This window comes from Nesterenkonia sp. AY15 (assembly GCF_022565855.1).
In the GTDB taxonomy this organism is placed as follows: Bacteria; Actinomycetota; Actinomycetes; order Actinomycetales; family Micrococcaceae; genus Nesterenkonia.
In genome coordinates this window covers 152162-176143 of record NZ_JAJOYV010000003.1, presented here as the reverse complement: position 1 = coordinate 176143, position 23982 = coordinate 152162, and the positions used below count along the sequence as shown (strand labels likewise).

At 65.7% G+C, this 23982-nt stretch carries 19 protein-coding genes and 1 pseudogene; 10 read left to right on the top strand and 10 right to left on the bottom strand.

Going from position 1 to position 23982, the window contains the following annotated elements; translation table 11 throughout:
• Positions 1-6: 6 nt before the first annotated feature.
• The 4 genes and pseudogenes from dnaN to LSI54_RS06360 all read right to left on the bottom strand — a co-directional run.
• Positions 7-1134 (bottom strand): DNA polymerase III subunit beta, encoded by a 1128-nt coding sequence (dnaN, locus tag LSI54_RS06375; RefSeq protein ID WP_241465676.1) that lies wholly within the window; start codon positions 1132-1134, stop codon positions 7-9.
• Positions 1135-1841: 707 nt separating this feature from the next.
• The gene (gene dnaA / locus LSI54_RS06370; protein WP_446740421.1) at positions 1842-3326 is read right to left on the bottom strand and encodes a chromosomal replication initiator protein DnaA; all 1485 of its coding nucleotides are present in this window, start codon (positions 3324-3326) and stop codon (positions 1842-1844) included.
• 290 nt (positions 3327-3616) lie between these two features.
• Positions 3617-5302 (bottom strand): ABC transporter permease, encoded by a 1686-nt coding sequence (locus LSI54_RS06365; RefSeq protein WP_241477976.1) that lies wholly within the window; start codon positions 5300-5302, stop codon positions 3617-3619.
• Positions 5299-6195, bottom strand: a pseudogene (locus LSI54_RS06360) (ABC transporter ATP-binding protein); the annotation flags it as partial. The pseudogene LSI54_RS06360 and the gene LSI54_RS06365, both read right to left, overlap by 4 nt.
• A 330-nt stretch (positions 6196-6525) precedes the next feature.
• On the opposite strand from LSI54_RS06360, the gene rpmH reads away from it, so the two are divergent.
• From rpmH to LSI54_RS06320, 8 genes are all read left to right on the top strand, one after another.
• On the top strand, positions 6526-6663 hold the full coding sequence (gene rpmH / locus LSI54_RS06355) for a 50S ribosomal protein L34 (RefSeq protein WP_083504652.1): 138 nt from the start codon (positions 6526-6528) through the stop codon (positions 6661-6663).
• Between the two features lie 176 nt (positions 6664-6839).
• Positions 6840-7235, top strand: coding sequence for a ribonuclease P protein component (gene rnpA, locus LSI54_RS06350; RefSeq protein WP_241477974.1), 396 nt, complete (start codon positions 6840-6842; stop codon positions 7233-7235).
• The gene (yidD, locus tag LSI54_RS13165) at positions 7232-7750 is read left to right on the top strand and encodes a membrane protein insertion efficiency factor YidD (protein WP_342357802.1); all 519 of its coding nucleotides are present in this window, start codon (positions 7232-7234) and stop codon (positions 7748-7750) included. Before rnpA ends, yidD begins: the two co-directional genes overlap by 4 nt.
• Positions 7751-7818: 68 nt before the next feature.
• Positions 7819-8781, top strand: coding sequence for a membrane protein insertase YidC (yidC, locus tag LSI54_RS06340; protein ID WP_241465680.1), 963 nt, complete (start codon positions 7819-7821; stop codon positions 8779-8781).
• Positions 8782-8786: 5 nt separating this feature from the next.
• Positions 8787-9452 carry a Jag family protein gene (locus LSI54_RS06335; protein WP_241477973.1) on the top strand — a complete coding sequence of 222 codons (666 nt, stop codon included), beginning with the start codon at positions 8787-8789 and terminating at the stop codon, positions 9450-9452.
• A gap of 81 nt (positions 9453-9533) precedes the next feature.
• Positions 9534-10283, top strand: a complete 750-nt coding sequence (gene rsmG, locus LSI54_RS06330; RefSeq protein ID WP_241470797.1) for a 16S rRNA (guanine(527)-N(7))-methyltransferase RsmG — start codon at positions 9534-9536, stop codon at positions 10281-10283.
• A 250-nt stretch (positions 10284-10533) separates the two neighbouring features.
• The gene (locus LSI54_RS06325) at positions 10534-11421 is read left to right on the top strand and encodes a ParA family protein (protein WP_274616131.1); all 888 of its coding nucleotides are present in this window, start codon (positions 10534-10536) and stop codon (positions 11419-11421) included.
• Between the two features lie 1090 nt (positions 11422-12511).
• On the top strand, positions 12512-13900 hold the full coding sequence (locus tag LSI54_RS06320) for a ParB/RepB/Spo0J family partition protein (RefSeq protein ID WP_241477972.1): 1389 nt from the start codon (positions 12512-12514) through the stop codon (positions 13898-13900).
• A gap of 108 nt (positions 13901-14008) precedes the next feature.
• On the opposite strand, the gene trxA is transcribed toward LSI54_RS06320, so the two are convergent.
• The 5 genes from trxA to LSI54_RS06295 all read right to left on the bottom strand — a co-directional run bounded on the left by trxA (position 14009) and on the right by LSI54_RS06295 (position 19781).
• A complete protein-coding gene (gene trxA / locus LSI54_RS06315; protein WP_241465685.1) occupies positions 14009-14335 on the bottom strand; it encodes a thioredoxin in 327 nt (108 codons plus the stop codon).
• Between the two features lie 14 nt (positions 14336-14349).
• Positions 14350-15360, bottom strand: a complete 1011-nt coding sequence (trxB, locus tag LSI54_RS06310) for a thioredoxin-disulfide reductase (RefSeq protein WP_370642740.1) — start codon at positions 15358-15360, stop codon at positions 14350-14352.
• Positions 15361-15476: 116 nt separating this feature from the next.
• Positions 15477-17366: a hypothetical protein gene (locus LSI54_RS06305; protein ID WP_241477971.1), complete on the bottom strand. Its 1890-nt coding sequence runs from the start codon at positions 17364-17366 to the stop codon at positions 15477-15479.
• A 69-nt stretch (positions 17367-17435) separates the two neighbouring features.
• Positions 17436-19205, bottom strand: a complete 1770-nt coding sequence (gene murJ, locus LSI54_RS06300; protein WP_241465688.1) for a murein biosynthesis integral membrane protein MurJ — start codon at positions 19203-19205, stop codon at positions 17436-17438.
• 21 nt (positions 19206-19226) lie between these two features.
• A complete protein-coding gene (locus tag LSI54_RS06295; RefSeq protein WP_370642739.1) occupies positions 19227-19781 on the bottom strand; it encodes an NUDIX hydrolase in 555 nt (184 codons plus the stop codon).
• Between the two features lie 123 nt (positions 19782-19904).
• Here LSI54_RS06295 and LSI54_RS06290 point away from each other — a divergent pair, with 123 nt between their 5' ends.
• Complete coding sequence (locus LSI54_RS06290) at positions 19905-21329, top strand: CCA tRNA nucleotidyltransferase (RefSeq protein ID WP_241477970.1); 1425 nt, start codon at positions 19905-19907, stop codon at positions 21327-21329.
• Here LSI54_RS06290 and LSI54_RS06285 read toward each other — a convergent pair.
• A complete protein-coding gene (locus LSI54_RS06285) occupies positions 21315-22757 on the bottom strand; it encodes a glycosyltransferase family 87 protein (RefSeq protein ID WP_241477969.1) in 1443 nt (480 codons plus the stop codon). The genes LSI54_RS06290 and LSI54_RS06285 overlap by 15 nt on opposite strands.
• A gap of 132 nt (positions 22758-22889) precedes the next feature.
• Here LSI54_RS06285 and LSI54_RS06280 point away from each other — a divergent pair, with 132 nt between their 5' ends.
• Complete coding sequence (locus tag LSI54_RS06280; protein WP_241465691.1) at positions 22890-23975, top strand: inositol-3-phosphate synthase; 1086 nt, start codon at positions 22890-22892, stop codon at positions 23973-23975.
• The last annotated feature ends 7 nt before the right edge of the window (positions 23976-23982 follow it).

Here is a 23982-nt window from a genome sequence, read left to right as displayed (position 1 = left end):
CCAGGGCTACGGGTTGATCAGGCGCACCGGCATCAGCAGATACCGGAAGTCGATGGCCTTCTCGCCGTCGGCTTCGGCCTGACCGGTGATCATCGCCGGCTTGGGCGCCGAGACGAAGGAGAAGCGCAGGAACTCGGTGTCGATGACGCTGAGCCCTTCGTTGAGGTATGCCGGGTTGAATCCGACGGTGATCGCCTCACCGGTGAGTGTGGCGGGGATGACCTCGGAGGCGGAGGCCGCGTCGTCGACTCCTGCGTCGAGGATGACCTCGTTGTCCTGGGTGAACTGCAGCCGCACGTGGCCATTGCGTTCGGAGACCAGGGAGACGCGGCGGGCCGCCTCGATGAACTCTGCGGTGTTGACCACGGCGTGGATCGGGGTCTCTTCCGGGAACAGCTGCCGGATCTTCGGATAGTCCCCGTCGACCAGCACAGAGGTGGTCCGCCGCCCGCCGGAGGAGAAGCCGACCAGCTCGGCGGTCTCGGAGAGCGCGATCTGCAGGGATCCGGCCCCGGCGAGGGACTTCGCCACGTCGTTGAGCGTCTTGGCCTTGATCAGCACCGAGGTGGAGATCTCGGGGTCCGCCGGGGACCAGTTGATCTCTCGCATGGCAAGCCGGTAGCGGTCAGTCGCCAGGAAGGTGATGGTGTCCCCCTCGATCTCGACCTTCACGCCGGTGAGGATCGGCAGCGTGTCGTCCTTCGACGCCGCGGTGATCACCTGGGAGACCGCGCGGGCGAATGCCGCACCGTCCACGGTGCCGGCGAGCTCCGGCATGCCAGGGAGCTCAGGATACTCGTCCACCGGCATGGTGGAGAGGGTGAACTTCGAGGATCGGCAGGTCAGCTGGACGCGTGCGTCCTGCAGATGCACGGTGACCGGGGCGTTCGGCAGGGATTTCACGATGTCATTGAGGAGCCGCCCTGAGACGAGGATCGTCCCGGACTGCTGCACGTCCGCCTCGATGTGCAGCTGGGCGGAGATCTCATGGTCGAAGCTGGAGATGGTGACGGTCTGATCAGCCGCGGTGATGTGCAGCCCTGCCAGGACCGGCGCCGGGGGTCGGGGAGACAGCGAACGGGCAGCCCAAGAGACTGCTTCGGAAAGAACGTCCCGCTCAACAGTGAACTCCACTGATCCCTGCCCTTCTTGTGGCTCATCGACAGCCCAGTGCGCAATGTCAAGCATCTGGTGGCTGTGTCGAGTGTCGAGCTTACCTGCAAGAGCGCGGCAGAAGCCAGCAAAGATCTCAGCGACCACCATATGAGCCCCATGGCGGGTCATCAGCCACAAGATCTGGGATCCGAGGATCAGACTGAGACATCGTTGGGGCCGAGGATCTCAAAGATCGTGGCGGTGGGTGTTCTCCGGCTGGATCCTCGTTTCAGCGAGCCAGGTGATTGTTCTCTGTCATTTAAAAGGGTTAAGGGTCAGAAGTGTTAACAGGTGCTGTGGAATCTGTGGATAACCGCCTCCTTCGCCTGCCCTGTCCGAGATCCTCTGTGCACCCAGCGGTGGACCGCCGTCGCTTCAGCTGTGCACCGGCAGTGGAGATTCGAAGAGGGTCCAAGAGGCCGTTCCCCAGGCATAGCGCAGTTATCCACAGAAAAGTCGGCTTCTGCACCGCTTCGTGCACTGTTTTATCCACAGCTGTTAACAAGAATCGGGAAAACTCCACCGGTGCCTGTGGATATGTGGGAAAACCTGTGGAGATCGACGCTGTCAACTTCCCTGAATCCCAACCAGCACAACAAATGACAACGGTGTGAGTTGTGGAGCAGGAGCTTCTCCACAGGTGTCAGGGACGAGCTTGACTTAACTCAGGTCATTCTGCGGGTGGATCAGCGCTGTTGTTTGATCTTGTTGGTCAGTTCCGTGACCTGGTTGAAGACGGCCCGACGTTCGGCCATGAGCTCACGGATCTTTCGTTCGGCATACATTACGGTGGTGTGGTCGCGGCCGCCGAGTGCCTGACCGATCTTGGGCAGCGACATCTCGGTGAGCTCGCGCAGCAGGTACATGGCGATCTGACGCGCCGTCACCAGGGTCCGATTGCGTGACTTCGAGGTCAGCTCCTCGACCGTGAAGTTGTAGTAGTCCGCGGTGGCATTGATGATCTGCTCGGAGGTGATCTCCTGGGCGTGGTCATCGGAGATCAGATCCCGCATGACCTGCTCTGCAAGCGACAGATCCACCGCCTGCTTGTTCAGCGCGGCGTACGCGGTGACTCGGATCAGCGCACCCTCGAGCTCACGGATGTTGGTGGAGATCTTGGAACCGATGTATTCGAGCACATCGTCGGGACAGGAGAAGTTCTCCGCCGTGGCCTTCTTGCGCAGAATCGCGATGCGCGTCTCGAGCTCAGGCGGCTGGATATCGGTGATCAGGCCCCACTCGAACCGTGACCGGAGCCGCTCCTCGAAGCCGGAGAGCTGCTTGGGCGGCAGGTCCGAGGTGATGACGACCTGCTTGTTGTTGTTGTAGAGGGTGTTGAAGGTGTGGAAGAACTCCTCCACCGTGCGTTCCTTGTCGGCGAGGAACTGGATGTCGTCGAGGAGCAGGATGTCCACATTGCGATAGAGGTGCTTGAAGCTGGCGCCCTCGTCATCGCGGATGGAGTTGATGAAGTCGTTGGTGAACTCCTCCGAGTTCACGTAGCGCACCCGGATGCCGGAATACAGCCGTTGGGCGTAGTGCCCTATGGCGTGGAGCAGATGGGTCTTGCCCAGCCCGGAGTCGCCGTAGATGAACAGCGGGTTGTAGGCCTTCGCGGGAGCTTCTGCCACGGCGTTCGCGGCCGCATGGGCGAACCTGTTCGAAGAGCCGATGACGAAGGTGTCGAAGGTGTAGCGCGGGTTCAGCCGGGAGGTCTCGTAGGACTCACCGCCGCCGCTGGCGGTGAAGGATTCTGCCGGGGCCGGACGGCTCGGACGGCGCTCGACGAGGCGCTGCTCGCGCTGCGTCGGCTCGGGGCGTTCATACTGCGAATAATCCGTGGGCGGGAAGCTCGGCTGACCGAACTCGTCACGTTCGCGGCCCGAACCGATGCCTCGGCGCTCCGGTGCACGCTCGGCGCGGTCGTAGGGCGCCGCGTCTGCGGCGAGTCCCCGCCGCGGCTGTTCGACGACCGTCTCACTGGGGTAGAGATCATCCACGGCGGTGGAGGAGGCAGAAGCGGCCGAGGGCGCCGAGGGAGCGGTGCTGTCGATGGTGTGTTCGCGCTGACGCTGAGACATCTCAGGATCGATCACGTAGGCGCAGAGGACCTCCCTGCCGAACACGGTGCGCAGCGCATCGCTGAGCTGAACAGTCAGAGTCGCCTGCATCAGTTCGCGAACCCGCTCGTGGGGGACTGCCACCGTCAGCAGCAGCGTCTCGCCGAGGAGCTGTTCCCCCTGCGGGACTGCTCGTCCCACATCAGTGAGGTTCAGGGCCCCGATGCCATGGTTCTCACGGAGCTCTGCGAGCACCTGCTGCCACTGGCGCGGCACATCGATCTCTGACTCAGCAGGCACGCTGCTCCCCTCATATACATCGGTGAAATTCTGCCCATAGTATTCCACAGCTTCTGTGGAGAGGCCTGTGGAACAACTCTTTGCTTCCGCGTCATTGCAGGTCAGCCGCTGGGGATCTCTCGGCGGTGCCAGCCTGTGAATCCCAGGAGGATCCCGCCCACTCCGATGGCGCTGAGCCAGATCACCGGACCCCATTCGAAAGCCTCCACCGGGTACTGCGCGAGGTGTCCGAACACGTTGAGCTCGAAGAAGATCTCCGGCAGATCCAGGAGCGGACCGAAGTTCGTGATCACGGCCGCGTAGCCGAGAACGGTCCAACCCAGCACCCCGGCGAACCGAGGCGCCCAGCCGTATGCGGCGAACGTCAGTCCCAGCACAGCCAGGACGGCGGGCCCCTGATGCAGACTGGCCAGCAGAATGTCGGTGAAGTGATCACCGGGCTCATCCGCGAGCACGGCCACGGCCGCTGCACCTGTGGCCAGGCCGGTGAGCACCAGCATGATGCTGAGTCCGCCGAGGATCACGGCGAGGTGCGCACCGATCCAGCGAGTCCGGCTCAGCGGAGCGCTGAGAATCCACTCTGCTCGCCCGTGCTTCTCCTCACCACGCAGCTGTTGGACCCCGCCGACTCCCGCGGCCGCGACGAAGAGTGCCAGAAACATCGCCATATAGGCCAGATATCCCAGCAGCACAGTCTCTCCGCTGAAGAAGCTGCGGAACTCTTCGGGCAGGTCCGCGGCGGTGTCGACCATGGATTGGGCGTAGCTGCCGAAGAGCGCTCCACAGAGGACGACTGCAATCCCCCAGCCGCGCAGACCGCCGCGAAGGGTGTGCGTCGCCACACCTAGGGGTGTCGCCAGCCGGGGCCGAGCCCTGGACCTGCCGAGCCGGGAGGGCAGCAGCCCGGCCCCGAGATCGCGCCGGGTGCTCAGCTCGTACGCGCCGAGGACTGCTGCGGCGGCCAGCGCCAGACAGGGCAGCAGCGGCCACCAGCGATCTTCGACGTAGGGGGCGGTCTGCTGGGACCAGCCGAGGGGGGAGAACCAGGACAGCGTGGTTCCCTCGACGGCCGCCATGTCACCAAGCATCCGGATCAGATACGCCAGCCCCAGCAGGGCACCGGTTAGTGCGGAGGCCGAACGGGAGGTCTCGGTCAGCTGGGCGGCGAGAGCCGCCGCGGCGGCGAAGAAGAGTCCGACGGATGCCCCGGAACCGGCCACCAGCAGCGACCCTGTCAGCGCGAACCCACCGGAGAGCGCACCGAGGAGCACCAGCGCCGCCGCCGCTGCATTGGCCAGCAGCACCAGAATCAGCGCCGCGGTGAGCGTGGCGTGCCGACCCAGCACATCGGCACGCAGAAGCTCCGCCCTGCCGGAGGCCTCTTCGGCGCGCGTGTGCCGAACCACGGTGAACATGCTCATCAGAGCGGTGAGGATGTAGATGAACAGCACATAGCCGGCCGCATAGAAGCGCTCGAAGGTGGGTGACTCCATGCCGTAGGCCGGACCAGTCATCAGCCGTCCGACCGGCTCCGCGAACAGCCCCGCCATCTGGGCCAGCTCCGCCTCGTCGGTCACCAGTGCTTGCACAGCGTTGGCCACGTAGAAGCTCATCAGCCCGATGCCCACCACCCAGAGGCTCAGCCGAACCCGGTCCTGACGCAGCAGAAACCGCAGCAGGACGCCGGTGCCGACCAGGCTCGCCTGGGTTTGACCGCTGGTGCTGCCGGACCTGTTGCCGGACCTGTTGCCGGACCTGCTGGAGGACCGGGCCTGCGCCGTCGTCATGGTGCTGAAGTCTTGGAGACGGAGTTGCTGGAGGCGGAAGGATGGGACTCCGGGATCACTCCGTAGTGCCGAATCAGGAGCTGTTCGAGCGTCGGAGGATGGGCGACGAGAGACTGCACGCCCAGGGATGCCAGGTGCGCGGTGATCTGCGCCAGCTGGTCGCTGTCGACCTCCAGGACAGTGCGGCTGGCACCGGCGGTGGTCTTCATGCGCAGATCATGAACCCCTTCGAGCTGCTGGAGTCCGGCGGTGGAGCCCTGGGTCTCGACCTCGATCGTGGTGCGGGTCATGTGGCGCATCTGCGAGAGACTGCCAGATTCAACGGTGCGGCCCTGACGAATGATGGAGATCCGGTCCGCGAGGGCCTCGACCTGCGCCAGGATATGGCTCGAGAGCAGCACCGACCGGCCCTCCCGCCGGGTCTCGGCGATGATCTGTTGAAAGACCACCTCCATCAGCGGATCCAGTCCTGAGGTCGGCTCGTCGAGGAGCAGGAGGTCGACGTCGGCCGCCAGGGCCGCGATGAGCGCCACCTTCTGCCGGTTGCCCTTGGAGTAGGTGCGGGTCTTCTTGCGAGGGTTCAGACCAAAGCGCTCGATCAGCTCGTCGCGGCGCCGGGTCACATGCCTGGATCCTGCGTCGCGACTGCGCAGCCGCAGGAACACGTCGATCACCTCGCCGCCGGAGAGGTTGGGCCAGAGCTGCACCTCCCCCGGGACGTAGGCCAGGCGGCGATGCAGGGACACCGCGTCCCGCCACGGGTCTCCGCCGAAGACCCTGACCGTTCCGGAGTCTGGACGAAGCAGGCCCAGCAGCACACGCAGCGTCGTAGATTTTCCGGACCCGTTGGGCCCCAGGAAGCCGTGGACCTCGGCCGGGTTGATCTGCAGCGACAGCTTGTCCAGGGCGAGGACATCGCCGAATGACTTTGTGAGGTCCTCCACCTGGATCACGGGATCATGACCAGTCATGCCCAATCCTTTCGGCACCCCGACCGGCGCCGGGAGGTCCACCATAGGTCAGCCCGAACCCCTGGCCAATGGGTCACAACCCGGTTTATGCACAGTGTTCTGCACAGCTGTTGATGGCCGAATCGGGGCCGACTTGACGGCGGATGGAAAAAACCCCTAGTGTTGGCAGGTCGCCCCAGGGTATTGCCGTGCCTGCACGCAGATACTTTCCGGGGCCCCAATGACTTCAAACCATCCAAGTGGGAGTACACAGTGAGCAAGCGGACTTTCCAGCCGAGCAACCGCCGTCGCAGCCGCAAGCACGGCTTCCGTTCCCGTATGCGCACCCGTGCCGGCCGATCCATCATCTCGACCCGCCGCGCCAAGGGCCGCAAGGAACTCTCGGCCTGATTCAGAGCAATTCACGCTGACCAATTGGTCAGCCGGTCCGAGCGCACAGCTGCAGGACCGACACCGCGGCCCGTCCCATCAATCAGGGATCGGGCCGTTCGTGCATCCACGCACGGGTGCACGCCCGAGGACATCCAGCGCACCATATCGTCCGCACCGAAGGAAGGTCACCAGCTGTGCTTCCCAAGGAACACCGTCTGACCTCCTCCCGAGATCATCGCGCCGCGATGCGACTCGGGTCGCGCGCCGGCGGCAGCGGGCTCATGGTCTCGGTCCTGCCGCGCCCGGATGACGCTGCGGTGGATCACCGGTCCTGGCGCTGCGGGCTGGTCGTGTCCAAAGCCGTGGGCAATGCTGTGGTGCGACATCGCGTCCAGCGACGACTGCGACACATCGTGATGGACCTGATGCGCCAAGAGGCGCTCGAGCCCGTTTCAGGGCACTCGCTGGACATCGTGATCCGCGCCTTCCCTGAGATCACGGCCCTGGACCACCCGCAGCTGCGCGCCGAGGTGCTCGGAGCAGCCCAGCGCGCCCAGCGGAAGTCGCTGCGCAGGGCGGCCCGGACGTGAACGATGCTCCAGATGTGAATGAGACCTCGCACCCGGACGAGGCTTCGGACCCGGAGGAGGCTTCGGACCACGAGGGCCCCCAGGGTCACCGCGCAGGCAGCGCGGGCTGGGTCCGACACCGAGACTTCTACGTGGACAAGGGGGAGTCTCCCGGTCTTCCCGCATCGGCAGTCACCGAGGCCGAGCTGCGCCGCGGATGCTGGGGGTGGATCCGCGCGGCGCCCTCCATCGTGCTGGCCTGGCTGCTGCGGGGATACCGCAAAGTCATCTCTCCCCTGTACGGTCAGGTGTGCAGCTTCTATCCGAGCTGCTCCGCCTACGGGTTGGAAGCGGTGACCGCTCACGGGGTCACCCGCGGCATTCCACTGACCCTCTGGCGGATTCTGCGCTGCAATCCCTTCACCGGTGGTGGAGTCGACCCGGTTCCACCCACGGCAAGGATTTGGCCGCAGGGTGGAGTACCGACGATCATAGAGACAAACCACCCCCCTATACCCCGCGGCGACGATGACTGATGCCATCGTCGCCCTCGAGCCGGCAGGCTGCTTTCGCATGACGCCTGGCCACGACATCTGAGAGATCCATGGGCTTTTTCGACACAATCATGTGGCCCTTCACCTGGGCCGTCTCCTTCATCCTGAGCACCTTCCACGGTCTTCTGACCGCGGTGGGACTGCCGTTCGACTCAGGATGGAACTGGGTGCTGTCCATCGTCCTGCTGGTGCTCGTGATCCGCATCATCCTGATCCCGCTGTTCGTCAAGCAGATCAAGTCGCAGCGCGGCATGCAGATCATCCAGCCCGAGGTGCAGAAGCTCCAGGCCAAGTACAAGGGCAAGAAGGACCCGGTCTCGCGCCAGCAGATGGCGCAGGAGCAGCAGGCGCTGTTCAAACAGCACAACGTGAACCCGTTCATGACGTGCCTGCCGCTGCTCGCGCAGATGCCGATCTTCTTCGCACTGTTCTGGATGCTCAACCGGATGCGAGAGGAGCAGAACCAGGCCGAGGGCTACGGCGCGCTCAGCGCGGCAGAGGTCCAGAGCTTCGACGGTTCGGAGATCTTCGGCGTCGGGATGTCGGACATCTTCCTCCCGGCCTTCAACGTGGACCCCACACGCTGGGACGTCATCGCGCTGACCTCGGTCATGATCGTGGCCATGGTCGCCACGCAGTTCTTCACGCAGAAGCAGCTGATGAGCAAGAACATGTCCGAAGCGGCCCTGACCGGACAGTTCGCACAGACCCAGAAGATGATGCTCTACGTGCTGCCCCTGGTCTTCGTGGTCGGCGGCGTGAACTTCCCCGTCGGCGTGCTCGTCTACTGGACGGCCACCAACTTCTGGACCATGGGTCAGCAGTGGTGGGTCATCCGCAACAACCCGACGCCCGGGTCGCTGGCGGAGAAGGAACTCAACCTGCGCCGCGCCGCGCGCGGACTGCCGCCCTTTAATGAGGCGCCCAAGCCCGCTGCCGAGCAGCCCAAGCCGACTGGAAAGCACCTGGGGCAGACTTCCCAGCCTGCAAAGAAGAAGAAGAGGAAGAAGTAGCAGCCATGAGCGAGAACGAGACCCAGCTGAGCGAGACGGACGCCCCCGAGCAGGACTCGACCCCCGAGCAGGATGCGCCGTCTGAACAGCAGCACAGCGCCGCCGCAGCGGGTCAAGCCGCTCCGGTGAGCGACGAGGCCGCCGAGGCCCCCAGCGACGATGCAGAGGCCCCCAGGGATGATGCTGAGGGCGACAAGCCCGCCGCTGGAGGTGCCACCGACGAGGGTGACATCGCCGCTGACTATCTCGAAGAGCTGCTGGACATCGTTGATCTGGACGGTGACATCGACATCGAGGTCCGCGGGGGACGCACGTACGTCTCCATCGTGACCGAAGACGGCGGCGAAGACCTCGATGACCTCGTCGGACACCGCGGCGAGGTCCTCGATGCGCTGCAGGAGCTGACTCGGCTCGCCGTGCTCACCGCCACCGGCGAGCGGACTCGGCTGATCCTGGACATCGCGGGACACCGCGACCAGCGCCAGGAGGAGCTCAAGGAGCAGGCCGAGAGCGCGATCGCCAAGGTCAGGGACCGCGGTGAGGACGAGCACCTGGAACCGATGAGTGCCTATGAGCGCAAGATCGTCCATGACTTCGTCGCCGACTCTGGACTCATCAGCGAGTCCGAGGGTGAAGGCAAGCGCCGCCACGTGGTCATCTCACCGGCCTGAGCGCGTCCATCTGCCGCTGGCGTCCGATACGCCGCAGCTCAGAACAGCCGAGGATCCGGTTCTTCCCCCAAGGAGCAAGTCATGAGTGAGCCCCAGGACGACCGCGAAGCAGCCATCGCCGAGCAGATCAACGACGCCCAGCTCGGTGAGCCGGAGGTCCCCGGACAGGGACCGTCGCTCGAGGCTCCCGAGCTCACCGAGCAGGAGCAGCGCGCTGCAGAGACGCTCTTCGGTGAGCGCCTGGACCTGGCGAAGCGGTACGTGGGACACCTGTGCTCCACCGGCATCGAGCATGGCCTGCTCGGTCCGCGGGAGGTTCCCATCATGTGGTCGCGGCATGTGCTCAACTGCGCTGTGCTGGGCCCTGAGCTGTCGGCAGGGACCACGGTCGCCGACGTCGGCACAGGGGCGGGCCTTCCAGGCCTCGCCCTGGCCATCGCGCGCCCCGACGTCGAGTTCATTCTGATCGAACCCATGGAACGCCGAGTCGAGTGGCTCAGCACCGTGGTCCAGGATCTCGAGCTCGACAACGTCCAGCTCATCCGGGCACGCGCTGAGGAAGTCACTGACGAGGTCATGGCCGATGTGGTCACCGCTCGCGCCGTGACAGCACTAAAAAAGCTTTTGCCCATGACGGTTCCGCTGCTCGATGACGACGGCGAGCTGATGCTCATCAAGGGACGCAGCGCCCGTGGGGAGATCGCCGCGGCCGGAAAGTCCTTCAGCAAGCACAAGCTGGCAAACCCCACCGTCGAGCTTCTCGGCGAGGGCCTCCTTGAGGAGCCCAGCACGGTGGTGCGTTGCCGCCGTCGGTCCGCCGGACCGCGCTAGCTTCGGCTCATCCAGGGTCCTGCTCGACCCCATGCCGCTCCAAAGGCGCGGGGGGTGCCAGGTGACGGCAGTGGCCTAGACTCGTATCTGTGCCCACGCCGCGGTCTCTCCGGGGTGATGGGCACCGCCAGGTGCTCCAGTCATGACAAGGAAAGGATGGCCCGTGCAGGAGAAGCGCGTTTCACGTGAAACCAGTGGTGCCGCCAAGGCCGCCGAAGCAGCCGCGAGCACTGCAGAGGGCTCTTCGATCCTGGAGTCCCTCGCCGCGTCCTCTCCCCTGGCTGCTGAACTCGCGGACGAGAATCGCCGACGCAAGAAACTCACGACCACTGAGTTGAACCGCCCCAGCCACACCCGGGCCATCACCGTCTCCAATCAGAAGGGCGGGGTCGGCAAGACCACAAGCACCGTGAACCTGTCCGCCGCACTGGCCGATCAGGGATTCAACGTGCTGGTGATCGACATCGACCCGCAGGGAAACGCCTCCACAGCCCTGGGCGTGGATCACTCGGCGGACACCGATTCCGTCTACGACGTGCTGATCGAGGATTTCGCCCTCGCCGATGTCGTCGCTGACTGCCCGGACGTGCCTCGACTCCAGGTGGTGCCGGCCACGATCCACCTGGCCGGTGCCGAGATCGAGCTGGTCTCCCTGGTTGCTCGGGAACAGCGGCTTGCCCGCGCGCTCGCCGAGTACTACCGGTATCGCGAGGAGAACGGCCTCGAGCGACTGGACTTCGTCTTCATCGACTGTCCCCCCAGCCTCGGACTGTTGACTGTGAACGCCTTCGTCGCCGCCCAGGAAGTCCTGATTCCGATCCAGTGTGAGTACTACGCGCTGGAGGGACTGAGTCAGCTGTTGAACAACATCGGCATGATCCAGAAGCACCTGAATCCGCCTCTGAAGGTCTCCACGATTCTTCTGACGATGTATGACGGTCGCACAAACCTGGCATCCCAGGTCGCGGGAGAAGTGCGCGAGCATTTCCCCGAGTCGGTGTTGAAATCCGTCATTCCGCGCAGCGTGCGCATCTCCGAGGCTCCTTCGTACCAGCAGACGGTGATCACCTACGACCGCTCCTCCACCGGCGCCCTGGCCTACCTTGAGGCCGCTGCTGAGCTCGTGCAGCGCTCCTGACCTGGAACGATTGTTGTTTCTGAGCAGCCTTACTGTGGTGCGTGACCGAATCTCGCGCTCGTGGCGCGACGATTCGACTACCCTGTTTCACGTGAAACGCCCTTTGACCCTCACGCGCATGCTCTAGTTCCTGCGCTGGTCACTGCGGTGCACCGTGGATCCCCGGGACCCCGACGACCGTCGGTGTGTCTCCAAGGAGTCAGCCGGGCGGTCTGGCGGATCATCAACCGACACTGATCAGCTCGCGCGTCTTGGAGGCCGAGAATCAGCGGCTCTTGTGCCCATGGCGATGCGATCTGCGTTCGTTTCACGTGAAACCCATGCATGTCTGAGCCAGGCTGCCCTGACTCAGGCAGTCGACGGGCTATGTGGTTCCATGTGGAACACACAGACGGCAAATTGAACCGGCGTCACTGTTCGGCTGGGACCCTCGCTGCCGTGACCACCGGTTGGCCTCGCGACCAGCGACCCGCCCGGGCAGAACAGCAGAAGACGCTGACGATCGTGCCGCGCCAGGGGCGTCTGCGCGCGTTTCACGTGCAACCAGCCCGTGGAAGTGTTCTACTCTCTCGACCGCCCCGCCGCGGATACGTTTCACGTGGAACACGCCGAAGAATCTTCGGACGGCTGAGCCTCATTCGTCTGAGGGTCGACGCGCTGGCGTCCAGAAGGTTCCATCGGTGGCGTCGAGAAAGGTTCCGCCACCCGGATCTCTGACTGTAACGCTGCGATCCGGTATTCGGCGGCGTTTCACGTGAAACCAGCCCCGCAGCGCACCCGTTTCCCTTGACCGCAGCGACAATGGGGTGTTTCACGTGGAACACGCCGACCGGCTGATGGACGCCAGGGTCTTGTCAGGCCGACGGATGGACTGCTGAGCGCAAAGAAGGCCATCAACTGGGTCTGAACAGGGGTTATACAACTGACCTTCTCGACTCGAACGCCGCGTTCCGCCGATGCGCGGCGTTTCACGTGAAACTCCCACCCATTGGCCCTCGCTTGGCCCATCCGCACCTGTTTGCTCCGTAGAATAGATGTCGCCGCCATTCACACTGAGCGGTTCCAGTTCTATCTCCTAGGAGGCTGCCGAATGGCAGAACGAAAGCGGCGCGGTCTTGGTCGAGGCTTGGGCGCACTGATCAATAGTGACGCTCAGGAAGCGGAAGCAGCCCAGGCAGCCCAGGCAGCCCAGCCGGCTGAGCCGGCTGAGCCGGCTGAGCCGGCTGAGCCGGCTGAGGTCGTCGAACCGGTTCGGGAGACGGAGGCGACTGAAGACGTGGAATCGGTCGCTCCGAACGGCTCCTGGGAACCTGCCCAGCAGGTTTCACGTGAAACGCGCGAGTCGCGTCCCGCTGCTCCTCGCCCCATCGACGTGTTCTTCTCGGCGAAGGCAGACCTCGATCGACAGGTCATTGCCCGGGAATCAGCCACGATCTCCAAGCCAGGCACGACGTCGCGTCGCGCGACGGCTGGTCAGCGGGCACCGATGCCAGATGTGCTGTCCCGAGCGGGTGCCAAGCCTGCCGCCGCGAAGCCTGCTGCAGCCACGGATCCACGCTCGACTGCTGAGCAGCACGTCGGCGAGGAAACGGGTCCCACAGCGGAAGTCGAGACCGCATCTGTGCCGGAGGGGGCCTGGACCAGCTCTGTTTCACGTGAAACCGGCGGATCTGTCGACGGTGCAGAGTTTCGATCCATCTCGGTCGACGCCATCGTGCCGAACCCGCGTCAGCCGCGCCAGGAATTCGACGAAGAGCACATGGATGAGTTGATCCACTCTATTCGCGAGATCGGTGTGCTGCAGCCCATCGTGGTGCGTCCGGCGGGTCCTGATCTCTTCGAACTGGTCATGGGCGAGAGACGCTGGCGAGCCTCGAAGGCCGCAGACCGCGAGACGGTCCCGGCGATTGTCCGGATGACCGCCGACGACGACCTTCTCCGCGACGCTCTTTTAGAGAATATCCACAGATCACAGCTCAATCCTTTGGAGGAAGCAGCTGCATATCGTCAACTTCTCGATGATTTCAACTGTACCCAGGACGAACTTGCCGAGCGCATCGGCCGGTCTCGCCCGCAGATCAGCAACACCCTTCGGCTGATGAAGCTCCCCCCCGGCGTGCAGCGGCGAGTCGCCGCCGGGGTCCTCTCCGCGGGACATGCGCGCGCTCTGCTGGGGCTGAAGTCTCAGGAGCAGATGGATCAGCTGGCCGGACGGATCGTGGCGGAGGGACTCTCGGTGCGCGGCACAGAAGAAGCCGTGACGCTTGCGCAGCGCGATCTGGGCAGCGGCGATCTCGGCCGTGAGCGGGCGAAGAGTCCGCGGGTGCGCCAGCTGGAGGAGTTCTCCGACGCCCTGACCGATCGATTGGACACCCAGGTCAAGATCACCCTGGGGGCGAAGAAGGGCCGGATCGCCATCGACTTCGGCTCCATCGACGATCTGCACCGCTTGATGGAGATGATCGGTTCTCGTTCATGAAGTCCGAGTCTTGATGAGCCGGCCGGGTTTCACGTGAAACAGGTGGGGCCCGGAACGCTGATGCGTTCCGGGCCCCACCTGTTCGGCCTCACGAAGTGCGACGAGCGCCTACTTCAGCAGGTCGGCGAATTCCTGCTCCAGGACCTGCTTCGGCTTGGCGCCGATGGAGGACTGGACATGCTCGCCGCCCTTGAAGGCGTAGACAGCGGGGATCGACGTGATCCCGAACTTCGCGGCGGTGCCTGGGTTCTCATCCACGTTGACCTTGACGACCTCGATCTTCTCGGGGTTCTCAGCGGCCAGTTCCTCGAGGATCGGGGTCAACATGCGGCAAGGGCCGCACCATTCGGCCCAGAAGTCCACGAGGACCGGCTTATCGGCCTTCAGGACGTCCTGCTCGAAGCTTGCATCGGTGACGTTCTTGAGATCTGACATAGAGATCTCCTTCCTTAGAGCGGTACAGGTGAGGTGTGAGTCTGGGGGGAGGGCACTTCGGCCGCGTCGGAGTTCAGCGTGTCCGCGAGCCAGTGCTCGACGTCGAGGGCAGCCACACAGCCAGAACCTGCGGCCGTGATCGCCTGACGATAGGTCGGATCGAGGACGTCGCCGGCGGCGAAGACGCCGGGCAGCGAGGTCCTGGAGCTGCGTCCGTCGACCCATGCCGTGCCGTCCTCGGTCAAGGTGATCTGATCTTTGAAGAGCTCCGTGCGTGGGTCATGACCGATAGCGACGAAGAGACCTGTCACATCCAGGGATGAGGGTGCGCCGGTGGTGGTGTCGCGAAGGATCAGGCGGCTGACCTTGCCTTCACCTTGGACCTCGGTGACCTCGGTGTTCCAGATGAATTCGATCTTCTCGTTGGCCTTGGCCCGATCGATCATGATCTGTGAGGCGCGCAGCTCCTGTCGGCGGTGCAGGACAGTGACCTTGGAGGCGAACTTGGTCAGGAACAGCGCCTCTTCCATGGCGGAATCGCCGCCGCCGACCACGGCGATGTTCTGATCCCGGAAGAAGAACCCGTCGCATGTCGCGCACCAGCTGACTCCGTGGCCGGAGAGTGCCTTCTCGCCGGGCACGCCCAGCTCACGGTAGGCCGAGCCGGTGGCGAGCACCACCGCGCGGGAATGCAGCACGTCTCCGGCGCCCGTGGTGATCTGTTTGATCGGCCGGTCCAGGAGAAGCTCGGTGGCGTCCTCGTGGCGAATGTCGGTTCCGAAGCGTCGGGCCTGTTGTTCCATGTTCATCATGAGGTCCGGGCCCATGATGCCGTCGGGGAAGCCGGGGAAGTTCTCCACGTCGGTGGTGTTCATCAGCTCCCCTCCGGCGGTCACAGAGCCGGTGAGCATGATGGGCTTGAGGTTTGCGCGAGCCATGTAGACGGCCGCGGTGTAGCCAGCAGGGCCGGAGCCGATGATGACCACGTCGTGAACCTGGTCAGGGGTCTGTTCAGTCACAATCACATGTCCTTAGCAACGGTCGTGGTGTCTGGAATATTGAACATCATCGATGTTCAACCTATTCCATCACCCGCCAGCCTACTGGAGCGATGCGCGGGACCCCACTGAGCGGACCGGGGTCAGTCGAGGCTGATCTCGGCCAGTTCGGTGCTGAAGGGGAGTCCAGCGGCGTTGGGGTCGTCCTGACTGGGCAGCTCGGTGATGTTGATGATCACGTAGGCGGCCTCCCCCTCGGTCTCGACCTCCACGGTCGTCTCGTTCCAGTTCAGGGTGCCGTCGCCGACCTTCTCTGCGCCCTCGAAGCTCGGCGTGTCATTGACCAGGACCTCGAAGGATCCCCCGGAGGACCCGCCCTCCTGGGTGAGCGTGACCGCGGAGACCTCTGCGGGCTCCTCGAGTTCAGCCACCAGGCCGACGCCGGAGCTGAATCCACCGAAATCAGCGGTCGCGAAGGACAGGGTGACCCAGGTGGTGGAGGTGTCCCCGTCGAAGAGATTGGCCAGCTGAGCGTCGCGGTCGGCGATGAGGTCTGGAGAGTCGGGCACCACGCGGGTGATGTTCGCGATCTCCGGCTCCACTCCGGCGTCTTCGTCAGGGGCGGACTCCTCGGTGGAGCCTTCCTGGTCACCTTCTGCGTCCCCATTCTCCTCCGCGGGGGCGTCCTCGGTCCCGTCGACCTGATCCTGCCCGGCGGCGGTGTCGGGCGTCTCGCCGCCGCGCAGGTTCAGGAACACGATCACCGCGGCGACCACCAGCAGCGCCGCCAGCGCTGCTGCGGTGACCCAGCGGCCGATGCCGGGCTTCTCGTCCTTGAAGTCTGTGTCGCTGGGCTCTTCGGCCGGCGGACCTGCGGCTGCGCCGGAGGCGGCCACAGCAGGAGGGCCTGCGGACTCGGAGCCGGGGCGCTCGACGCGCGCCGCGCCGGAAAGGTCCAGCGCAGGAGCGGCCGCTGCGGAGGCCTGCATGGCCGCTTCGTCCTCGACGCGGGGGACGGGTCGAATCAGTCCGGTGAAGGAGACCGAATCGCTGAGTCGCCGGGATCTGGGCGGCCCGGGAAGCGGGGCGCGGGCCGGGGCGGGTGGCAGGTCGTAGTCATCGACGAGTGAGTCCGGCGGGTTGTCCACGACCTCGTCACCGTCGGGCAGCTCCGAGGCCTGCATCTCAGCGGGCTCGGCGGCAGCGGCTGAGTCGCCGTGCTCGGCGACCCAGGCGGCCTCGTCCTCGGTGGGCGCACCCGCGGCGGCGCTGGAGTCGTCCGAGACCGTGGACTCGGAGCCTGGGGCGGGGGAAGATGCGGCAGAAGCACCCGAGGCGGCGGGGGCGGCGGTGTCCCGGGTGCCGGAGAAGTCCTCCTGGGTGTCGGCTGCGGGGTCTGCGCTGGTGACCTCCATGTCGCTGCGCAGGTACGCTGCGGCGGCCGCACGGCCCTGCTCAGCCTGTCCCTCAGCGACTGCCAGGGCGGCGGCGTCGGTCTCGGTGTTCAGCCGGCGGTTCAGCGAGTCAGAGACCTTGTCCAGGAAGGCGGGCCGACGCCGGCGGAAGCGTCGGGCGTGATCCTCGGGCCGGTCATCGGTGGAGCCCACATGCAGTCCGGCGTAGTACTCGTCGTCGTCCTCGTAGGTCTCCGGCTCCATCACGCGGGACTGTCCGAAGAGCTCGGAGCCCAGCGAATCGGTGAAGAAGGGCTCCACATAGGGCGCGGTGTCAGGCACCACCAGATCCAGCAGGGTGTTTGGATCCACCAGCGAGGAGATCAGGTAGGTCCGCTCCTCGGCCAGGCCGAGATCGAGCACCTGGACGTCGGAGTCGCGGGAGCCCATCGCCAGTTCGCGCGCGGAGGTGGCCACCTGTTTGGCGTTGGACCGTGAGGCCAGCAGGATGCTGACGTCTCGGTCGAGGACCTCGTCGCTCGCCTGGAAGACGATGTCCTGATCAGCTGACGTCACCACGTGATGGGTGATGCGGTACCGCCCACCAACTACATCGCCGACGCCGAAAGGCTGCGCCACAAGTCCTCCTCGGTCCGGGAAACATCCTGGCGCCCAACTCAGGCGACCAGCTTCACATCGTGGTCAAGCCTACCGGGCCAGGCGGGACAGTGCGGGAACTCGCCTGGCCAGCGGCGCGATCGCCGCGGTGAACTCATTCACGCGCAGCCAGCGCAGCATCAGCACGAAGACCACCGCCATCACCACACCGACGACGGCGCAGCTGATCACCGCGGTGAAGATGGAGTCCCAGGCGAAGCCCCAGTCATAGCCGCCGAGCAGCCAGAGGACGGCGGCGCCGGCGAGTCCAGCCACACCCGCGCAGGCTCCGGAGCGCAGATACGCGCTGAGCACGGAGGCGAAGTCAAAGCCGCCCCAGCGCCGGACCACCAACAGGTGGCAGATCAGGTACTGCAGCATGTGCAGCGCGGTGAAGAGCCCGATCACCAGGTAGGGGATCTGCTCTTCGGGGATGACCCCGGCCAGGCCGTAGGCGGTGGTCAGCCCCACCACCGCGATGATCGCGTAGATCAACATCGGGGTCTTGGCGTCTTCGGCCGAGTAGAAGACCCGCATCAGGTAGAAGCTGGCTGAGCGGAAGGGCATGCCCAGAGCCAGGAGCACCAGCAGCTGCCCGATGGCCGCGCCGGCGAGGTTGGCGTCGGCCGCGGCGCCGCCGAAGATCCGCCCCAGCGGGCCGGCGAGGACCAGCACCGCCACCATGCAGAACATCACCGGGATGGCGAAGATCCGCAGCCCCTCGTTGATGATCTCCCGGGCCCTGCCGTAGCGGCCCAGATCCATGGCGCGGGCCAGCTGGTTGAACAGCACCGTGGCGATCGAGAGCACGAAGACCGAGTGCGGCAGGATCGCGATCAGCTCCGCGACGTTGGCGGCATACTCCCCGGGCACCGAGGCGCCGAGTTCTCCCATCTCCTCACGGGTGGCCGTCGCACCGGAGATCAGCCGCATGTAGAGCAGGTTGGCGACGTTGCCGATGAGCATCGTCACCAGGGTCCACCCGGCGATCCGGCCCGTGGAGGCCAGGCCCATGCCCTTGAGTCCGAACTTCGGGCGCAGCCGCAGCCCGAGCCGGGAGAGCGGCCACAGCAGCAGCAGCGCCTGGGCGATGATGCCCACGGTGTGGCCCGCTGCGAGCCAGATGGTCTGCTGCGCGGTCCACTCGGTGAGCTGATCGTCGCTGGCGGCGTACTGGCCGAAGGTGATGATGAAGCTCAGGATCACCCCGATGGCGATCAGGTTGTTCAGCACCGGAGCCCACATGTACCAGCCGAAGCGGGCGTTGGCGTTGAGCACCTGGCCGGTGACCGCGTAGAGCCCGTAGAAGAAGATCTGCGGCAGCGTCCAGATCGCGAAGGCCGTGCCCAGCGCGAGCATCGGTTCGGTCCAGTTGCGGGTCAGCGTGAGGATGATCGGATATGCCGCCAGGGTGAGCAGCACGGTGAACGCCGCCAGCACGGTGATGGTCAGCGTGAGCAGCCGGGAGGTGTAGTCGGCGCCCCGATCCGAGCGCCGCGCGGCCTTGATCAGCTGCGGGACCAGGACCACGTTGAACATCCCGCCGGCGAGCAGCAGGTAGACGACGTTGGGGACCGTGTTGGCCTTCTCGAAGACATCGCCCACCAGCGTGGTCGAGCCGATCGCCACCGCCAGCAGCGCGGTGCGCACGATGCCGAGCACCCGGGACACCAGCGTTCCGGCTGCCATGATCGCGCTGGCCCGGGCAAGGCCTTTGGCGGGAAGGTGGCCTTGATCGGCCGTGGGGTCCGGGGTCGAGGGAGTCGAGGGCGGAGGCGGCGGTGGACCGGTTTCGGTCTGACCGGGGGAAGCGGCAGTCATCGTCAGTGGACTATAGCCGGATCAGCTGGACTGCACAGACTCATCGATCACCGCTCGGGCGAGATTCACGATCCGGCGCTCATTGGGGAAGGACAGGGTGCGATCCAGCGCGTCCATGCTCACCCAGGCGACGTCGACGGCTTCATGATCGGGATCGTTCTCGATGCTCAGCTCCCCGCCCACGGCTTCCATCAGGTAGTGGTGCACGGTCTTGTGGACCCGGTGCGAGGGGACGGTGAACCAGTACTCGATGCTGCCCAGGGAGGTCAGGATGGCGCCCTCGACGCCGGTCTCCTCGGCCACCTCGCGCAGCGCGGCCTCCTCGAAGGTCTCGGTGCCCTCGGGGTGGCCCTTGGGAAGACACCATTCAAGGCGTCCGCCGCGGTTGTAGCGGGCGATGATGGCGACCTCGAAGCCGTTGGAGGCCGGGCGGATGATCACCCCGCCGGCGCTGACCTCTTCGACCGTCGGAAGGCTCCCCTGCTGCCGCGTGGTCTGCCGAGCCGGCATGCGCCGGGCACCCATTGACACTGTCAATGGGGTGCGCCGTTCATCGCCGGTCTCCGGTCTGTTCATACCGAACACTCTAATCGGAGTGCCGCGAAGATCCCGTCGCGGTGGACTTCGCCGAGCGTGCATGCCGGTGCTGGCGCGGATGCGGGCTTCTGTCGGCGGGGCATATGGGACACTGTTTCCGCTATGCCTTACCTTCCCTCTGGATTCCCTGACGGCGCCTGGCTGCCCGACGTCGTCGTCGAACTCGGCGAACGCTTCGCCGCCCGCGACTTCGAGCTGTCCCTGGTGGGCGGTCCCGTCCGGGACCTCTTCCTGGGCCGGACCTCCCCGGATCTCGACTTCACCACCGCCGCCACCCCGGATCAGATCATCGAGGCGGTCTCCGGCTGGGCCGAGGCGCACTGGGACATCGGCCGGGACTTCGGAACCATCGGCATCCGCAAGGGTGATGACACCATCGAGATCACCACCTACCGGGCCGAGGCCTACGACCCGGGCTCGCGCAAGCCGCAGGTCAACTTCGGCACCGACCTGGACGAGGACCTCGTCCGGCGCGACTTCACGGTCAACGCGATGGCGCTGAAGCTGCCCAGCTTCGAACTGGTGGACCCGCACGGCGGCGTCAAAGACCTGCATCTGAGGCTGCTGCGCACTCCCGCCACCCCGCAGGAGTCCTTCTCAGATGACCCGCTGCGGATGATGCGGGCGGCGCGCTTCGCCTCCCAGCTGCGCATGGAGGTCGCCCCTGAGGTGCGCGCGGCGATGACCGAGATGTCGCAGCGGCTGAGCATCGTCTCTGCGGAGCGGATCCGCGAGGAGCTGGTCAAGCTGATCTGCGGCGCGGACCCGCGCGCCGGGATCGACCTGCTGGTGGACTCCGGCCTGGCCGAGATCATGCTCCCCGAGGTGCCCGCGCTGAAGCTCACCGACGATGAGCACCACCGGCACAAGGACGTCTACCAGCACTCGCTGCAGGTGCTGGAGCAGGCCTGCGCGCTGGAGACCGGGACTGAAGGCCCGGTGCCCGGCCCGGACTTCGTGCTGCGCTTCGCGGCGCTGATGCACGACGTCGGCAAGGCCAAGACCCGGCGCTTCGAACCCGGTGGCGGGGTCAGCTTCCGCCATCACGACGTGGTCGGCGCCAAGCAGACCCGCCGTCGGATGCAGGAGCTGCGCTTCGACAAGGCCAGCATCGCCGCGGTGAGCCTGCTGGTGGAGCTGCACATGCGCTTCTACGGCTACGGCGATCAGGGGTGGAGCGACTCGGCGGTGCGCCGCTATGTCACCGACGCCGGAGACCAGCTGCAGCGGCTGCACCGGCTCACCCGATCGGACGTGACCACCAGGAACAAGAAGAAGGCCGCCCGGCTCGATCATGCCTATGACGATCTCGAAGAGCGGATCGCGCAGCTGGCCGAGCGTGAGCAGCTGGACCGGATCCGTCCGCACCTCGATGGGGAACAGATCATGGCCGTGCTGCAGATCCCGCCGGGCCCTGCGGTGGGCAAGGCGTACAAGTTCCTGCTCGAACACCGCATGGAGCACGGGCCGGTGGCCGAGGCGGAAGCCGTCGACATCCTGAAGGAGTGGGCCTCAGCGGAACTCTGAGGCCTGGGTCCGGGTCTGTGCCGAGGTCTGCGAGGTTCTCCCGGAGCGTCGGCCAAGCGGGACCCGCGCGGCACGTCGGACTGGGTCTCGGTCCGGGCGCAGGATGTCGAGCACCACCTGGGCCATCAGGTAGATCGTGGCGCCCATATGGCCCAGCACCGCAGCGATGTAGAGCGCGGTGTCGAAGGAATGCTGCGGATCGTGATCCCCCACGATGCCCGCCAGGTACATCCACACCGCCCAGAAGTGCAGCAGCTGGAATCCCTGCCAGACCAGCGCGTCCCGCCACCGCGGCGCCGCCAGGGCGATCAGCGGAATCAGCCAGACCATGAACTGCGGCGAATAGACCTTGTTGAGCAGCAGGAACGCCGCCACGATCAGGAACAGCAGCTGGACCATGCGAGGGGGATGCTTCGCCCGGAGTCCCAGCACCAGGATGCCCGCGCAGGCGGCGGCGAAGAGTCCCAGGGAGAATCCCGAGATCGTCTCGGGGCTCGGCCCGGAGCCCCCGCGGCCCTCCGCGATCAGCTGCCAGATGTGCCACGGGGAGGAATACCCTGCGCCGCGCTCGACCGAGAGCTCGAAGAACTGGGACCAGGCGGTGAAGCTGAGCACCATCGCGGGAACATTGAGCGCCAGCCAGCTGGCCGCCGCGCCGGCGAGGGCGCGCAGGAAGACGTCGAACCCCAGCCCGGTGTCCCGGCGCAGCACCAGGATCAGCACGGCGCCCAGCATGAAGAGCGGGAAGAGCTTGAAGGAGACCCCGACGCCGATCATCACCCCGGCGCTGACCCAGGCCTCGCGGTGGAAGGCAAGGATCGCCAGGGCCAGCGCGGTCACCGCCCAGATGTCCCAGTTGATCCCGATGCCGAAGATGATCGCCGGGGAGAGCGCCACGATCGCGGCATCCCAGGGCCGCGCCCCGGCGGCCTTCATCACCACCAGCACCAGGACCAGCCACACCACGGCGGCGGCGGCAAAGCTGAGATCCCAATACAGCAGCGAGGCGCGGTCGGCGGACCAGCCCAGCGCCGCGGTCCCGTCCTGGGCGAGCAGGAAGCGCGTCGAGGCCGCCAGGACTGCGGCGACCAGACTGGTGAGCACCGGGTACTCGAAGTAGCCCGGGCCGAGCAGGGGGGCCCATGGCGCATCGCTGAGGTCACGCTGGTGGAAGAGCGCACTGATGTCTGAGTAGCAGCCCGCGTGGTAAACCTCCGCCCCGCCCCAGCCGTTGATCCGGCAGTACTGGCTGGTCAGCGCGGAGAGCAGAATCCCGAGCACGGTGAGGCCCAGCAGCACCTGGGCCGGAGAGTTCCGTGGGCGCAGCCGTGTCCCCGCGGGTCCGCCGAAGCGTTCCGAGAGGTGCCGCAGCAGCGGATCATCCCGGGTCGCAGCGACCGGGGGGCCGTCCTTCGGGGACTGGATCATCGGGTCCACGATAACCTCCGACCCAGACTGGCTATAGGCTTCTCGATCAGAGACACCGTCATGACTGAGATCACCTTCTAGCTGCCGGTGGGTCACGCCCACCGAGCTGCAAGACCCGCAAGGAGAAAACCTTTGGCAGAACAACCCATCCGAGTCGCCGTCGTCGGCGTCGGAAACTGTGCGGCATCACTTGTCCAAGGCGTGGAGTACTACAAGGACGCCCCCGATGATCAGCGGGTCCCCGGGCTGATGCATGTGCGCTTCGGGGAGTATCACGTGCGAGACGTCAGTTTCGTCGCGGCCTTCGACGTGGACGCGAAGAAGGTCGGACTGGACCTGGCGGAGGCGATCACCGCCTCGCAGAACAACACCATCACCATCGCCGAGGTCCCGGTCACGGGGGTCACAGTGCAGCGCGGTCCGACCCTGGACGGGCTGGGGAAGTATTACCGGGAGACCATCGAGGAGTCCGCCGCCGAGCCGGTGGACGTCGTGGCCGCTCTGAAGCAGGCCCAGGCCGACGTGCTGGTCTGCTATCTGCCCGTGGGCTCCGAGGACGCGGCCCGCTTCTACGCCCAGGCCGCGATCGACGCCGGGGTGGCCTTCGTCAACGCACTGCCGGTGTTCATCGCCGGCACCCCCGAATGGGCGCAGAGGTTCACCGACGCCGGGGTCCCGATCGTCGGTGACGACATCAAGTCTCAGATCGGTGCGACGATCACGCACCGCGAGCTGGCCCACCTGTTCGAGGACCGCGGGGTCCACCTGGACCGCACCTACCAGCTCAACGTCGGCGGAAACATGGACTTCAAGAACATGCTCGAACGCGACCGGCTGGAGTCCAAGAAGATCTCCAAGACGCAGGCGGTCACCTCCAACACCTCCGCGCCGCTGGCCGACCGTGATGTCCACATCGGGCCCAGCGACTACATCCAGTGGCTCGACGACCGGAAATGGGCCTTCATCCGCCTGGAGGGCCGGAACTTCGGCGACGCCCCGGTGTCCATCGAGCTCAAGCTGGAGGTCTGGGACTCGCCGAACTCCGCCGGGGTGATCATCGACGCGATCCGGGCGGCGAGGATCGGGCTGGACCGCGGGATCGGCGGACCGCTGCTCTCCGCCTCGAGCTACTTCATGAAGTCCCCGCCGGAGCAGTTCCATGACGACGTCGCCCACGAGAAGGTCGAAGCCTTCATCCGCGGCGAGATCGACCGCTAGGAACCTG